Origin of the sequence: Thalassospira sp. HJ, assembly GCF_000948415.1 — a bacterium.
Lineage (GTDB): Bacteria > Pseudomonadota > Alphaproteobacteria > Rhodospirillales > Thalassospiraceae > Thalassospira.
This window is the reverse complement of record NZ_JYII01000003.1, coordinates 122,154-135,576: the sequence shown is the minus strand read 5'-3', so window position 1 is coordinate 135,576 and position 13,423 is coordinate 122,154. Positions and strand designations below refer to the sequence as shown.

General features: G+C 54.9%; 14 protein-coding genes. 6 read left to right on the top strand and 8 right to left on the bottom strand.

What is annotated here, in order from left to right; genetic code table 11:
- Position 1 precedes the first annotated feature (1 nt).
- Genes UF64_RS01315 through UF64_RS01310 form a run of 3 tightly spaced genes read right to left on the bottom strand, consistent with a single transcriptional unit; the run spans position 2 to position 1,556 of the window.
- Complete coding sequence (locus tag UF64_RS01315) at positions 2-286, bottom strand: DUF3253 domain-containing protein (RefSeq protein ID WP_044826811.1); 285 nt, start codon at positions 284-286, stop codon at positions 2-4.
- A complete protein-coding gene (locus UF64_RS19835) occupies positions 283-477 on the bottom strand; it encodes a DUF2256 domain-containing protein (RefSeq protein WP_082049408.1) in 195 nt (64 codons plus the stop codon). Before UF64_RS19835 ends, UF64_RS01315 begins: the two co-directional genes overlap by 4 nt.
- 23 nt (positions 478-500) lie before the next feature.
- Positions 501-1,556: an NAD(P)/FAD-dependent oxidoreductase gene (locus UF64_RS01310; RefSeq protein WP_044826810.1), complete on the bottom strand. Its 1,056-nt coding sequence runs from the start codon at positions 1,554-1,556 to the stop codon at positions 501-503.
- A gap of 195 nt (positions 1,557-1,751) precedes the next feature.
- On the opposite strand from UF64_RS01310, the gene UF64_RS01305 reads away from it, so the two are divergent.
- Together UF64_RS01305 and UF64_RS01300 are read left to right on the top strand one after the other, a co-directional pair.
- Positions 1,752-2,516, top strand: a complete 765-nt coding sequence (locus UF64_RS01305) for a response regulator (protein ID WP_044826809.1) — start codon at positions 1,752-1,754, stop codon at positions 2,514-2,516.
- Positions 2,517-2,524: 8 nt separating this feature from the next.
- Positions 2,525-4,024, top strand: a complete 1,500-nt coding sequence (locus UF64_RS01300) for a cell wall metabolism sensor histidine kinase WalK (protein WP_044826808.1) — start codon at positions 2,525-2,527, stop codon at positions 4,022-4,024.
- An 81-nt stretch (positions 4,025-4,105) separates the two neighbouring features.
- On the opposite strand, the gene UF64_RS01295 is transcribed toward UF64_RS01300, so the two are convergent.
- The 4 genes from UF64_RS01295 to UF64_RS01280 all read right to left on the bottom strand — a co-directional run bounded on the left by UF64_RS01295 (position 4,106) and on the right by UF64_RS01280 (position 8,371).
- Positions 4,106-5,218: an ABC transporter ATP-binding protein gene (locus UF64_RS01295; RefSeq protein ID WP_044826807.1), complete on the bottom strand. Its 1,113-nt coding sequence runs from the start codon at positions 5,216-5,218 to the stop codon at positions 4,106-4,108.
- 4 nt (positions 5,219-5,222) lie between these two features.
- Positions 5,223-6,110 carry a carbohydrate ABC transporter permease gene (locus UF64_RS01290; protein ID WP_044826806.1) on the bottom strand — a complete coding sequence of 296 codons (888 nt, stop codon included), beginning with the start codon at positions 6,108-6,110 and terminating at the stop codon, positions 5,223-5,225.
- Complete coding sequence (locus UF64_RS01285) at positions 6,103-7,011, bottom strand: carbohydrate ABC transporter permease (RefSeq protein WP_044826805.1); 909 nt, start codon at positions 7,009-7,011, stop codon at positions 6,103-6,105. Before UF64_RS01285 ends, UF64_RS01290 begins: the two co-directional genes overlap by 8 nt.
- A gap of 97 nt (positions 7,012-7,108) precedes the next feature.
- On the bottom strand, positions 7,109-8,371 hold the full coding sequence (locus UF64_RS01280) for an ABC transporter substrate-binding protein (RefSeq protein ID WP_044826804.1): 1,263 nt from the start codon (positions 8,369-8,371) through the stop codon (positions 7,109-7,111).
- A gap of 278 nt (positions 8,372-8,649) precedes the next feature.
- Between UF64_RS01280 and UF64_RS19560 the strand changes: the two genes are divergently transcribed.
- Together UF64_RS19560 and UF64_RS20070 are read left to right on the top strand one after the other, a co-directional pair.
- On the top strand, positions 8,650-9,840 hold the full coding sequence (locus UF64_RS19560) for an adenylate/guanylate cyclase domain-containing protein (protein WP_161794588.1): 1,191 nt from the start codon (positions 8,650-8,652) through the stop codon (positions 9,838-9,840).
- 308 nt (positions 9,841-10,148) lie between these two features.
- Positions 10,149-10,313 (top strand): DUF1127 domain-containing protein, encoded by a 165-nt coding sequence (locus tag UF64_RS20070; RefSeq protein WP_152630572.1) that lies wholly within the window; start codon positions 10,149-10,151, stop codon positions 10,311-10,313.
- A gap of 104 nt (positions 10,314-10,417) precedes the next feature.
- Here UF64_RS20070 and UF64_RS01270 read toward each other — a convergent pair whose 3' ends face one another.
- Positions 10,418-11,995 carry a cryptochrome/photolyase family protein gene (locus tag UF64_RS01270; RefSeq protein WP_044826902.1) on the bottom strand — a complete coding sequence of 526 codons (1,578 nt, stop codon included), beginning with the start codon at positions 11,993-11,995 and terminating at the stop codon, positions 10,418-10,420.
- Between the two features lie 263 nt (positions 11,996-12,258).
- On the opposite strand from UF64_RS01270, the gene bfr (UF64_RS01265) reads away from it, so the two are divergent.
- Positions 12,259-12,735 (top strand): bacterioferritin, encoded by a 477-nt coding sequence (gene bfr, locus UF64_RS01265; protein ID WP_044826901.1) that lies wholly within the window; start codon positions 12,259-12,261, stop codon positions 12,733-12,735.
- 21 nt (positions 12,736-12,756) lie between these two features.
- Positions 12,757-13,248 carry a bacterioferritin gene (gene bfr, locus UF64_RS01260; protein ID WP_044826803.1) on the top strand — a complete coding sequence of 164 codons (492 nt, stop codon included), beginning with the start codon at positions 12,757-12,759 and terminating at the stop codon, positions 13,246-13,248.
- Positions 13,249-13,423 lie beyond the last annotated feature (175 nt).

Sequence of the window (13,423 nt, the reverse complement as noted above, 5' to 3'; positions counted from 1 at the left end):
ATCAATCGTCCTTTTCCGGGACGATGCGCAATCGATAATGACCCGAAGGGCGGTGTTGGCCATAGCTGATGCCGCCCTTTTCAAATGTCAGTTTGCCCTCGGCACAGAGCTGATCTGCCACCTGATGCACGCGCGGAATCAGATCGCGCCAGTAGGACCCGAATGACTTGGCAACTTCGGACGGGCAGATGGTTTTCTCCACGCCGCGCTGGATTGCCATATCAATCACCCGCTGGCGCAGAATGGCATATGTCGGCTGATCTTCATCGACCTGATCAAACATCATGATGCACGCCCCTGAATTGCGGGTTTCGCAGCCTGCTTTCGCTGCCGACGGCACCGCTCTGAGCAATACTGAACCGCGTCCCAGCAATCCTTCCATTTGCGCCGCCAGTTAAACGGTCGCGCACAAATCACGCAGGTTTTCTGTGGCAGATGGGCTTTGCCACGGCGATGTCCGTTGGCATTTTTGGGCATTTCGGTGCGATCAGGTTTTTGGTTTATCCAAGCAGGGTTTCGATCATTGTGTGAGCAGCCGACTGGCCACTGCGCCAGGCGGATTCAACCCGTGCGCCAAGGCACCAGTCACCCGCCGCGATCACCCGGCCATTCATGCCATTCAGTTGGCTTTTGCCCAACGGCACTTCGGTTCGGGCATAGCGCCAGCGATGGGCCTGCACCGAATGGAGTTCGGGAAGTTTGACGCTACTGACATCACGCAGTGCTGCCAGAAGCTTTTCAATCACGCGTTCCTTGTCATCTTCCAGATGGGCGCGCGACCATTCCGGGCTGGCATGCAGGACCCATGGATCGGGCGTACGGCGATGGAACATGTCATTGCTTTGCGTGCTGCGCGCAGCCCAGCTGATTTCGCTACTGGGATACAGCATCGCATCAAACCCTGTCGGAAGCGGCTTTTCAAACGCCGCCATCACTGCCCAGCACGGTGCCATGATAACCTCGTCAATCGGGCCGAAGCGCGGTGCGAGTGGTCGCAAAAGTTCTGCCGCCTGGGGGGCAGGGGCTGTCACGATTACGCCGTCAAACGGGCCGTATGAACCGTCCAGATCGTCATGGAGCATGAAGCTCTGCGCAGTAGCCGGCTCGATCCCGATGATGCGGTGCTGCTTCTGGATCGGGAAACTGTCAACCAGTGGGCGGATCAGCTTGTTCATCTGCGGCGCGCCCTGATACCAGGCTTCCTCGGCAAGGTTGCCGACATGGCGTGCAATCGGTGACAGGGCTGCACCCGTTCCGGACGAACTGGTCGGTGCCGAAGTGCCGCGATGCAAATTGGGCGACCAGTTCTGTGCGGCGTTGAACTCGGTTGCTTCTTGCAGGAAGGCATTGAACCCCGGATGGCGCGCCGTGACATATTGCGCCCCGTGATTGAAATGCCCGAACTCGGTCCGCCGCGACGCCAGACGTCCGCCAAGCCCACGGCTCTTTTCAAGCACGGTCACGTTGATGCCAGTGCGGTGCAAGGTGCTGGCCGCCTTAAGGCCCGCCATCCCGGCACCAATCACGGCAATATTGACGTTCGAGGTTCTTGGCATGTGTCGCTCCTGACTTATCCGTACCGAATTCGGCTTTGGGTGTTTCAAAGTCATACGGTGCCAGACCGGATTTGGAGCAGTGCGAGGCCCAAGAAAATTGGTGAAACGGGTGTATTCGCGTGGGTTTGAACACCACATGGTAAAATGGTTCAAACCGTTGTCGATATAGACTAAACTCCGGCCACGGTCAGGGACATGGCCGAAAAATCAGGGGAGTTCGGGACACTGACGACGCGACGTGAACCACATATTCTGGTCGTTGATGACGATCAGGAAATCCAGAAGCTTTTGAAAAAGTTCCTGCTGCAACACGGGTTTCGCATTACCACCGTCTCTGACGGCAATGAAATGCACCGTGCCTTGCGTGACTGGAAAATCGATCTGGTGATTCTTGATATCATGTTGCCGGGCGAGGACGGCTTTGCGCTGTGTCGCGATGTCCGGCGCACGTCCAAGGTGCCGATTGTCATGCTGACTGCCGTTGGCGAGGATACCGATCGTATTCTGGGCCTTGAACTGGGTGCGGATGACTATCTGACCAAGCCGTTCAATCCGCGTGAATTGCTGGCACGTATTCGTGCTGTTTTCCGCCGCTTTGAAACCGGCACAGTCGGCCCGTCCAATAACGATGTCACCCCCGCGCAGAAGATCATATTCGGTGAATGGACGCTTGATATCGGGTCCCGCGAATTGCGCGATGCCGATAATGTCGCCGTGCACCTTTCGACTGGTGAGTTTTCGTTACTTCTGGCACTGGTCAAGAACAACAAGCGGGCGCTGTCGCGAGAACAGCTTGTTGATATTGTCCGCGGGCAAAGCTCGCTTCCGTTTGATCGCAGCATTGATATCCAGATCAGCCGCCTGCGCCGCAAGATCGAAAAAGACGCCAAGAACCCGAAGCTGATCAAGACAGTGCGCGGCATCGGGTATCAGTTCTGCGCTGACACCCAAACAATTTAGGCCGACCGATGGCCGATATGTTCGCAAATTTCAGCAATTATCTGCGTCGCTACAAGCCGCGCACGCTGGGCGGGCGTATCTTTATCCTGATGATGCTGGGCGGGCTGATCATTGCTGTGCTCAGCGCCATGGCATCCTATTACGTCATCGAACGGGACGAGCGCATTGGCCGCGCCTATACGCTGGGCTTTACCATCCGCGAACTGGTCCGGATCGCCGAAAACCCGGAATTTGAGGAAAACATTGTCGATATAGCTGCGCGTGACGGCATGACAATGCGCATCCTGCCGCCCGATGATCTGGGCACGCTTTTGTTGTTTTCGCGTCCTGCCCAGCACATTGCCATGCCCGCACGCCTGGCCAATACCGGCTGGCCGACCTCGGTCAAAGTGCATTTCGAACGCGGGCGGCTGAGTTCCGAGCAACGCGGCATCATCGAGGCCACCGAAAACCCCAGCCTGTTCTTTGCCGAACTGTCGCGCGAAATCGCCCGTCTTGGGTTGGAGGCACAGGTCGAAATCCTGATGCCATCGGGAAAGCGCATTCTGGTCAGCCATGACGAGCTTTGGGCGAATTACGCATCGCCGTCGCTTGTCTTCCTGATGTTCCTGATGGGGGTGGCGGCTGTCCTTGTGGTGTTTGCCGGGCTTGCAGACCTTCTGGCTGGCCCCTTCAAACGACTGACACGTGCGATTATCGATCACGGGGATGAGGTCAGCGGCCCGCCCGTCGAGGAGCGCGGCCCGACTGAGGCCCGGTCGATGGCGGCGGCCTACAACGATCTGCGTGAACGCATTTCACGGATGCTGGGCGATCGCACCCGGATGCTGGCCGCCATTTCGCACGATTTGCGCACACCAAGCACGCGTCTGCGTTTGCGCGCCGAGTTCATTGAAAATGATGAACTGCGTGAGACTGTGCTGCGTGATCTTGATGAAATGGACAGTCTTCTCAATGACGCGCTTGATTTCCTCGGTGACTGGATCGCCAAGGAAGAAGAACGCACGGTCGATTTCGTCTCCGTGCTGGAAGCCATCTGTGATGATTATGCCGATCTCGGCCGTCCGGTGAGCTTTGCCGGGCCGCAACCGTTACAGTTCAGTTCTGTCCATACCGTGTTCGGCGGCGGGGATGAACCCCATAGCTTTGGTGGCAAACGCAGCATCCGACTGTCGTGCCGCCCGGGCACGTTAAAGCGCGCTTTCACCAACCTGATTGAAAATGCCCTGAAATATGGCCATCGCGCCAATGTCAGCCTCGAAGCAACGGCCGATAATGTCCTCGTCACCATTCGCGACGAAGGGCCAGGCATCCCGATTGAGCATCAGGACAAGGTGTTCTTGCCGTTCTATCGTGTGGAAGGGTCGCGGGCACGCAGTACCGGGGGCAGTGGCCTTGGGCTTTCGATCGTCAAAACCGTGATTGATGCCCATGACGGGCGCATCGAACTGCGCAATATGCCGGGAAAAGGTCTGGAAGTGATCGTGTCCCTGCCGCGTCGGGTCTAGGTTCTTACCAGACGGCATCGCAAAGGGCAGGGCCCAAAAAGAAGAATGGCGGGTGGCCCCCAGAACCACCCGCCAATCAGATCAGATCCGCAACTCGGTATCCGGGTCAAACAGACTGATCTGAGACATGTCGGCCGAGAACGTCATGCTCTCGCCCGGTGTCGGCTGACGGTCCGGACGGACGCGCGCGACGATTTCCTTACCAGCGATTTCGATCACGGTCATGGTGTCGGCACCGGTCGGTTCGATCACTTCAACCTTGCTCTCGAAATTGACATACTGGCTGCCCGGCTCGTCCGAACCGGTACGTTTGTGGGTCAGGGCTTCAGGGCGAATGCCGAACACGACATCCTTGCCGACATAGCCATGATAGCTTTCCGGTGCTTCAAACAGCGGCAGGACAATCGGATCGCCATCACGCGGAATGGTGACAGCCAGCTTGCCGTTGTCTTCGCTCAGCGTCGCATTGATGAAGTTCATCGACGGTGAACCAATGAAGCCGGCAACAAACATGTTGTTCGGACGTTCATAGATATTCTGCGGCGTATCGAACTGCTGCAGGATACCGTCCTTCATCACCGCAATGCGCGAGGCCAGGGTCATGGCTTCGATCTGGTCGTGGGTAACATACACAATGGTCGAGCCAAGACGCTGATGGAGCTTCTTGATTTCGGTGCGCATGTCGACACGCAGTTTCGCATCCAGGTTGGAAAGCGGTTCGTCAAACAGGAAGATATCCGGATCACGCACAAGCGCACGGCCCATGGCAACACGCTGACGCTGACCACCCGAAAGCTGGGACGGTTTACGATCCAGAAGCGCTTCGATCTGAAGCAGTTTGGCAACATCGGCCACGGCCTTGTCGCGTTCCTGATTGGAAACGCCACGAATTTCGAGGCCAAAGGTGATGTTCTTGCGCACTGTCATGTTCGGGTAAAGCGCATAGGACTGGAACACCATGGCGATGTTACGGTCTTTGGGATGGACGTCGTTGATGACGCGATCCCCGATGCGGATTTCTCCGTCCGTGGCACTTTCAAGGCCAGCAATCAGGTTCAGAAGTGTCGATTTACCGCAACCCGACGGGCCGACAAGGACGAGAAACTCGCCATCGTCGATCGCCAGATTGATTTCCTTGAGAACTTCGACAGGGCCGAATGCCTTGCGAACTTTATCGAGGGTGAGTGATGCCATTTGCTTATCCCTTCACCGAACCGGCGGTCAGGCCGCGGACGAAGTATTTGCCTGCGAGGACATAAACCAGCAGCGTCGGAAGGCCGGTCAGCAATGCTGCCGCCATATCGACGTTGTACTGTTTCACGCCGGTCGTGGTGTTGACGATATTGTTGAGTGCGACGGTCATCGGTGCATTGTCGCCAGAGGCAAACGACGCGCCGAACAGGAAGTCATTCCAGATCTGGGTGAACTGCCAAATGACCGAAACCACGATGATCGGGGTTGAGATCGGCAGAATGATGCGCCAGAAAATGGTGAAGAACCCGGCACCGTCAATGGTGGCTGCCTTGACCAGTTCATCCGGGATCGAAACATAGTAGTTCCGGAAGAACAGGGTGGTGAAGCACAGGCCGTAAACCACATGGACCAGAACAAGGCCAGGGGTGGAGCTTGCAAGACCAAGCTTGCCAAGAACCTGTGACATCGGCAGCAGCACGACCTGGAACGGAATGAAGCAACCAAACAGCAGCAGGGCAAAGACGATGTTCGCCCCCTTGAACCGCCACTTGGTCAGGGCATATCCGTTGATCGCACCAAGGAAGGTCGAAATCAGAACGGCGGGGATCGCCATTTTGACCGAGTTCCAGAAATAGATTTTGATCCCGGTACATTCGACACCGACGCAGGCTTCGTTCCATGCATAGTTCCATGCATCAAACGTCACCACACGCGGCAGCGAAATCAGCGACCCTTCACGAATTTCGTCGAGCGACTTCAATGAGGTCGCAATCATGACGATCAGCGGGAAAAGGTAATAGGCCGCAAACAGGATCAGAACGAGATAAAGCAACCCGCGCAGAACAGTATGTTTCCAGCCTGCGTCGTGGCTGTAGGTCTGAATATCAGCCATTTTTCTTGCCTCCGCGCAGTTCGGAATACAGATACGGCACGATGATTGCCATAACGGTCGCCAGCATCATCATCGCACTGGCCGCACCGACACCAAGCTGGTTACGCTGGAAGGCCATCGTGTACATGAAGGTTGCCGGAAGATCGGACGAATATCCCGGGCCACCACCGGTAAGCGCGATGACAAGGTCAAAGCTTTTGACCGCAAGGTGGGCCAGAACGACGATCGCACTCAGGAAGACGGGGCGGATCGACGGAATGATAATGCCGAAATAGATGCGGGGCAGGCTGGCACCGTCCATATAGGCTGCGCGAATGATGTCCTGATCGACGCCGCGCAATGCCGCAAGGAACATTGCCATGACAAAGCCCGATGCCTGCCAGACAGCTGCGATCACAACCGTGTAGATCGCCATGTCCGAATTGACCAGCCAGTCGAACTTGAAGCTCGTCCAGCCAAGATCATGCATCATGCTTTCAAGGCCAAGGCCCGGATTAAGAAGCCATTTCCAGACAGTACCCGTCACGATGAAGGACAGGGCCATCGGATAAAGGAAGATCGTGCGAAGTGCGCCTTCGGCGCGAATACGCTGATCCAGAAGAACTGCCAGAAGGCACCCGATGATCAGGCAGGTCACAATAAACAGACCGCCAAACACCAACAGGTTTTCAATGGCAACATGCCAGCGTTCCATCTGCCACAGGCGTTCATACTGTCGCAGGCCTGCCCAATCCCATGAGGGAAGCATGCGCGACTTGGAAAACGCCATATAGCCGGTCCACAGGATGAACCCGTAGACGAAAAACAGGGACGCAGCAAAGGACGGCGCAACAACGATCTTTGACAGATGACGCTGGATGCTGGCCGTCAGGTTGCTTTCGGTGCTTTGAGAAGCCCCCATAACCTTTGCCTCAAAAGTTAAAGTAGAGGGAAACAGGCCCCGGAAAATCCGGGGCCTGCAATGTGCTCATATTTCAGTGTGTACTGATCAGATGAGATTAGTCTTTGGCCAGTTCAACTGCTTCGACCAGGCGCGAGACGGCTTCGTCAGACGACATGTCGGAGTTGAAGTGTGCGGTGACAACGTCAACGATCGCACCGGCGAGGTGACCGCGAAGGGCCATGCCATGTGCCATGGACGGAAGGAAGCCACCAGCTTCCTGAGCTGCTTCGAGGTCAGCTTCGGATTTCTTGGCGCAATCGTCGAACTTGTCGAGCGATACACCAGAACGTGCCGGGATCGAACCTTTGAGAAGGTTGAAGGTTTCCTGGAACTTCTCGCCAACGATAAGTTCGGCAAGCAGTTTCTGGCCTGCGACCTTGTCGTCACCCGAAACGTTGAACATGGCAAAGCTGTCAACGTTAAACAGGTAGCCGTGTTCGGACGGGGTGGCCGCACAGATGAAGTCTTTGCCCGGTACTTTACCAGCGGCAAGGAATTCGCCTTTTGCCCAGTCACCCATGATCTGCATGGCGGCTTCGCCATTCATGACCATTGCGGTTGCAAGGTTCCAGTCACGACCCGGGAAGTCGGCATCGACATAACCGCGGATTTTACGCATCTGGTCAAACACCGCTTTCATGGTGTCGGATTTCAGCGCGTCTTCGTCGAGGTCAATCAGGGCTTTCTGGAAGAATTCCGGGCCGCCAAGACCAAGAACAACGGTCTCGAACACGGTTGCGTCCTGCCACGGCTGACCACCATGAGCAACCGGCGTGATGCCAGCAGCCTGCAGTTTGTCAGCAAGGGCGTTGAACTCGTCCCAGGTGGTCGGTGCAGAATCGGCACCAACTTTTGCCAGAAGGGCCGGGTTTGCCCAGATCCAGTCAACGCGGTGAACGTTTACCGGAACAGCAACATAATCGCCTTCATACTTCATGACGTCCTGGATCGCAGCCGGGATAACGTCATCCCAACCTTCAGCAGCAGCAACATCATTCAGATCGGCAAGTGCGCCTTCTTCAGCCCATTCCTGAATGGCCGGGCCTTTAAGCTGAACAGCAGCCGGTGCATCGCCCGACAGAACGCGCGAACGCAGAACGGTCATGGCTGCATCGCCAGCGCCACCAGCGACCGGGCTATCAACCCAGGTGCCGCCATTGGCTTCAAAATCTTCTTTAAGGGAAGCGACAGCTTTTGCTTCGCCGCCCGAAGTCCACCAGTGCAGAACTTCAGCGGTCGGCTCGGCATGAGCAAAGCTTGCAGTCGCGAGTGCAGAAAACGCCACACCAGTGGCGAGGATGGTTTTGCGCAGATACATCTAGGTTTCCTCCCTGGCTTTTAACCATTTGCAGCGACAACATGCTGCGAGAGGGGGCACAATGCATCCACAAAACTGTAACAGGGCGTTTCCAGATTGCGAACTGAAACAAACTGTTACAAATTTGGTAATATACTGGCTAACTATATTGCAGGGCAGCAAAAACAATTAGCACGTTTGTGTGCATTAAAGCTGTGACCGATTGGAATGAATGTATGGAATTCCGTCCTGATTGTTGCATGATCAAAGGGGAATAAGGCCCGGATATGTGGAATAATGTGCCTGTTATCAACTGGATTGCCAAAGAAGGCCGGTTTCTTGAGGATCCGAATGCCTTCTTTGACGGGTTGATGAAACAGGTCAACGCGAACGGCTTTCACATTGCACGCATGCGCTGCTCGATGCAGGCCCTTCATCCGCAAGTTGCTGTCTGGTCCTTTACCTGGGATCGCGAACATGGGGCGCATTTGTGGGAAGCAAGCCACGGCATTCACGAAAGCGGATCCTATATCGGAAGTCCGGTCGAAGATGTGAACCTACATGGTGGGCCGGTACGCATTCATCTGGCCAAGGTCAATCCGGCCGATCATCACCCGCTGGTGGGCGAACTGATCGGGATGGGGCTGACCGATTATTATTGTACCCGTGTGCGCTTTAGTGGCGGTCGCTGGTGTGTACTGACCATCGCAACCGATCAGTCTGATGGGTTTGACGATACCGAAATCACCTGTTTTGACGGGTTGCTTGATCATATCGGTGTGGTGCTTGAACTTCATGTCACCAAACGGATCGAGCATTCCTTGCTTGATACCTATCTTGGCGAGCGGACCGGTGCGCGCGTCATGCATGGCCATATTCGCCGTGGTGACGGGGAGACCATTCGCGCGGCTCTCTGGTTTAGTGATGTGCGCGATTTCACCGTGCTGACCGAAACCCTGTCGGTCGAACAGCTCCTTGATAGTCTCAATGTTTATTTCGAAACGGTCGAACGTGCGGTGCGCGCCCATGGCGGGGAGATTTTGCGGTTTGTCGGCGATGCAATGTTGATTGTCTTTGCCCAGGAAAACGATCAGACCGCTGAAACCGTCTGCGAAAACGCCCTGCGTGCGGCGAAGGCCGCGCTTGCGGATCTCGCCAAGGTCAATAAAGACCGATCAAAGGGCGGTTTGCCATCACTGCGTTTTGGTGTCGGGCTTCATTACGGCGAAGTGGTCTATGGCAATGTCGGGGGTACGCACCGGCTTGATTTCACTGTCATGGGGGTGGCGGTCAATCGTACTGCCCGGCTTGAAAGCCTGACCAAACAAATTGGCACGCCCTTATTGATGTCTGACGTGCTGGCAAGCCACATCTCAGAGCCGACGGTCTGTTGCGGTGACTTCGCGGTCAAAGGTGTTGCCGAACCACTCACCGTACATGCCCTTGAATCTGCTTTGCCTTTTGCGCCGGCTTCTGAAGCCAAGGATTAGGGTCGGGATCAGGGTAGGCGGTTTCGGCTGGAATGCAGGTGAAACATTGCATTGCAGCATTCCCGCTCAGGCACAATTCAACTCAAAACATCAGACTTAACTGCCTTATCAGCCACGGATTGTCGGCTATGTTCGGCGAGGAAGTGTTCATCTGTGAATAAATGGCACAGATGATATGCATGTTTTGGTGGTTGAGGATCAAATGCAATTTCGACATATTGCAACGCGAAGCAAGCCAGTGAATGCGCCAGACAGTTGGAGATCTTCTTCAAGGCAGCATTCGAATTTGTAACCCAAGGAGGTTCAACATGTTCCTGTCCAGTATTCTTGTTGCTGTTCGCCGTTGGGCCTATGCACGCTCGGTTGCGAATGAACTTTACGGTCTTGATAAGCGCGATCTTGATGATGTCGGGATTTCCCCGTGGCAGATCAAAGACGTTGCTCGTAAAGCAGCTCGTGACGCGATTGCATAACGCTCGCACCATATAGGCACCCGTCAATCGGGATTGCCAATGCTAAAGCCGGACCTTGTCCGGCTTTTTGTGTTTCTGGGCGACAGCTGTTTGCGATCAGATCGTCAGAACAGATCAGCCTGGGCCGGGCTGGTATCAAGCTTACCATCGTCAAGCTTGCTTAAAAACGCTTCCGCCTGATTAATCAGCTCACGCTTGTTATCGTCCTTCATGCGTGCCCAGTTGCGATAGGGCATGCCAAGGCGCGGATTGTTGCCAAGCTTATCGGCATTGCGATCCATGAAATGCCAATAAAGCGCATTAAACGGGCAGGCGTCCGTGCCGGTATTCTTGCGCGGATTAAATTGGCAGCCCTGACAATAATCCGACATGCGGTCGATATATTTGCCACTCGCAGCATAGGGTTTCGAGGCCATTTTGCCACCATCGGCATAAAGCGCCATGCCGAACGTGTTGGGAAGCTCGACCCATTCAAACGCATCGATATAGACAGCCAGATACCAGTCACAGACTTCCTTGGGATCAAGCCCGGCAAGCAAGGCGAAATTGCCGATTACCATCAGTCGCTGGATATGATGGGCGTAGGCATTTTCAAGCGTTTCGCCAATCGCCTGTTTCAGGCACTTCATCGGCACATCCCCGTCCCAGAAGAACCCGGGCAGGGGACGTCTTGCCTTGAAATGATTGCCGCTGCCGTAATCCGGGCCAAGATACCAGTAAAGACCGCGGACATATTCCCGCCAGCCAAGGATCTGGCGAATAAACCCTTCGACGGCATTCAAGGGCGCCTTGCCCTCATGATAGGCCTTCTCGGCTGCGCGACAGACCTCATCGGGCAGCAAAAGCCCGATATTGATGCACGGGCTGATCAGCGAGTGATACAGCGTCGCACTTTTGACCGTCATCGCATCCTGATAATCGCCAAAGCATGGCAATCGGTGCGTGATGAACTGATCAAGGGCTATCAAGGCATCCTTGCGCGTCACCGGCCAGCCAAAGGTGGCAACATCGCCCAGCGCATCGGGAAAGTCATCCATCGCACGATCAAGCAACGCTTGCGTGATCTTGTCTGGCGCAAAGGTCTTGGGTGCGGGTGGCGTGACGTCATCGGGCAGGCGTTTGCGGTTATCGTGATCAAAGTTCCATTGCCCGCCAACCGGTTTGCCATCGGGCTCCATCAGAATGCCGGTTTCACGCCGTAAACCGCGATAGAAATACTCCATCCGCAGTTCCTTGCGGTCCTTGGCAAAATCCTCAAACGCTGCAAGCGGCGCAAAGAACCGATCATCGGGGCGGATATCTACTGATACGCCAAGCTTCTCGGACCAGCTTTCGATTTCGTGCTTTACCCGCCATTCACCGGGCTGGGTGATGACGGCATGCTGGATGTCATGCGCGTCAATCGCAGCTTTAAGCGCCTCGGTAAACGACGTTACCGGGCGGTCCTGATAATCGAAGTACGCAACCTCAAAACCCTGATCGCGGAGCTCATCGGCGAAATGACGCATTGCCGACAGGATCATCACGATCTTCTGTCGATGATGGGGGACGTATGTTGCTTCATTGCGCGGTTCGGCCATGACGATCAGGTCACGGTCGGGATCGGCATCTGAAAGGCTTGAAAGCCCGGGGGTGAGTTGATCACCAAGGACGAAACGAATGGTTTGAAAGCGGCGCTTCATGTTTTGCTTCAATCGATTGAACGGCAGTTACGAGTCGTACGAAAACATGCGGGCAAAGGATCTTTGCGAAGGTCAAATTGGGCGAACCGATTTTCATTCTCAGCGAAATCCGTGCGAATGATTTTCAGTCATTCAGAGCAAGTGGCAAATTTCGGAAAAATCGGCTAAATTGTTGATAATGGTAATCAAAGGCGCGTTTTTCCCTTGAAACGCAGAAGGTGGATTCCCACTATCTGCATAGCCCAACCATCAGGAGAGCCATGATGAAAGGTGATCCCAAGATCATCACATACCTTAATCGCATTCTGACCAACCAGTTGACTGCGATTAACCAGTATTTCCTGCATGCCAGAATGCTGCGGGACTGGGGCGTGGAAGAAATGGGCGAGTATGAGTACAAGCTCTCGATCAAGGAAATGAAACGCGCCGACGACACGATTGAGCGCATTCTGTTCCTCGAAGGTCTTCCCAACCTCCAGAACCTCAACAAACTGATGATCGGCGAAAACGTCGAAGAGATCATCAGTTGTGACATGAAATTTGAACTGGCGTCTCTGCCGCTGCTGCGCGAAGCCATCACCGCCTGCGAAAAGGCCGAGGACTTTGTGACCCGCGACCTGCTTGTGAAATTCCTTGAAGATCAGGAAGAGCACGTCGATTGGCTTGAGACCGAAGAATGGCAGCTCGAAAATGTCGGGATTGCAAACTTTATCCAGAGCCGTTCAGGCGACGGCGATTAATCAGATCAGGAGTATTACACCATGAAGGGTAGTAAAAAGGTCATCGCCGCGCTGAACAAACAGCTCACTGCCGAACTGTCCGCGGCGGATCAGTACAACACGCATGCTGAAATGTATGCCGACTGGGGCCTGCATTCGCTGTATGAGCGCATGCACCACGAAAAGGACGAGGAGCTTGAACACGCAAAGCGTCTGATTGAGCGTATCCTGTTCCTTGAAGGTGTGCCCGACACCGCCTCGCGCGAGCCGATCAAGATCGGCAAAACCGTGCCCGAGATGATGAAAAACGATCTCGAACACGAATATCATGTAATCAATCTTCTGAAAAAGGCGATCAAGATTGCCGAGGCAGAAGACGATTTCCAGACCCGCCAGATGCTGGTCGGGCTGCTTGATGACAGCGAGGAAGATCACGCTTACTGGATCGAACAGCAGATCCGCCTGATCGATATGATGGGCCTGCCGAACTACATTCAGTTCCGTGCTGCCGGTGAGCCCACCCCGCACGGCTGATTGCAGATATTTGATCTATCAAAAGCCCCGGATTGGTTCCGGGGCTTTTTTGTTGCTTGATTGGCGGTTTCCAGCGGTTTTCCATCGCTGAGTCTTTTCGGCTTGACCTTCCAGTTGCTGGAAGCTCTATGTTCGCCCATATCTTAAAAAGACTCCTGCATTGAGGTAACGTGAA

Excerpts from the sequence above, each read along its gene's own strand:
- bfr (WP_044826901.1), top strand. The coding sequence starts at position 12,259 with ATGAAAGGTGATCCCAAGATCATCACATACCTTAATCGCATTCTGACC.
- UF64_RS20070 (WP_152630572.1), top strand. The coding sequence starts at position 10,149 with ATGTTCCTGTCCAGTATTCTTGTTGCTGTTCGCCGTTGGGCCTATGCA.
- UF64_RS01295 (WP_044826807.1), bottom strand. The coding sequence starts at position 5,218 with ATGGCATCACTCACCCTCGATAAAGTTCGCAAGGCATTCGGCCCTGTC.
- UF64_RS01310 (WP_044826810.1), bottom strand. The coding sequence starts at position 1,556 with ATGCCAAGAACCTCGAACGTCAATATTGCCGTGATTGGTGCCGGGATG.
- UF64_RS01285 (WP_044826805.1), bottom strand. The coding sequence starts at position 7,011 with ATGGGGGCTTCTCAAAGCACCGAAAGCAACCTGACGGCCAGCATCCAG.
- UF64_RS01305 (WP_044826809.1), top strand. The coding sequence starts at position 1,752 with ATGGCCGAAAAATCAGGGGAGTTCGGGACACTGACGACGCGACGTGAA.
- UF64_RS01315 (WP_044826811.1), bottom strand. The coding sequence starts at position 286 with ATGATGTTTGATCAGGTCGATGAAGATCAGCCGACATATGCCATTCTG.
- UF64_RS01290 (WP_044826806.1), bottom strand. The coding sequence starts at position 6,110 with ATGGCTGATATTCAGACCTACAGCCACGACGCAGGCTGGAAACATACT.
- UF64_RS01280 (WP_044826804.1), bottom strand. The coding sequence starts at position 8,371 with ATGTATCTGCGCAAAACCATCCTCGCCACTGGTGTGGCGTTTTCTGCA.
- UF64_RS01300 (WP_044826808.1), top strand. The coding sequence starts at position 2,525 with ATGGCCGATATGTTCGCAAATTTCAGCAATTATCTGCGTCGCTACAAG.
- bfr (WP_044826803.1), top strand. The coding sequence starts at position 12,757 with ATGAAGGGTAGTAAAAAGGTCATCGCCGCGCTGAACAAACAGCTCACT.
- UF64_RS19835 (WP_082049408.1), bottom strand. The coding sequence starts at position 477 with ATGCCCAAAAATGCCAACGGACATCGCCGTGGCAAAGCCCATCTGCCA.
- UF64_RS01270 (WP_044826902.1), bottom strand. The coding sequence starts at position 11,995 with ATGAAGCGCCGCTTTCAAACCATTCGTTTCGTCCTTGGTGATCAACTC.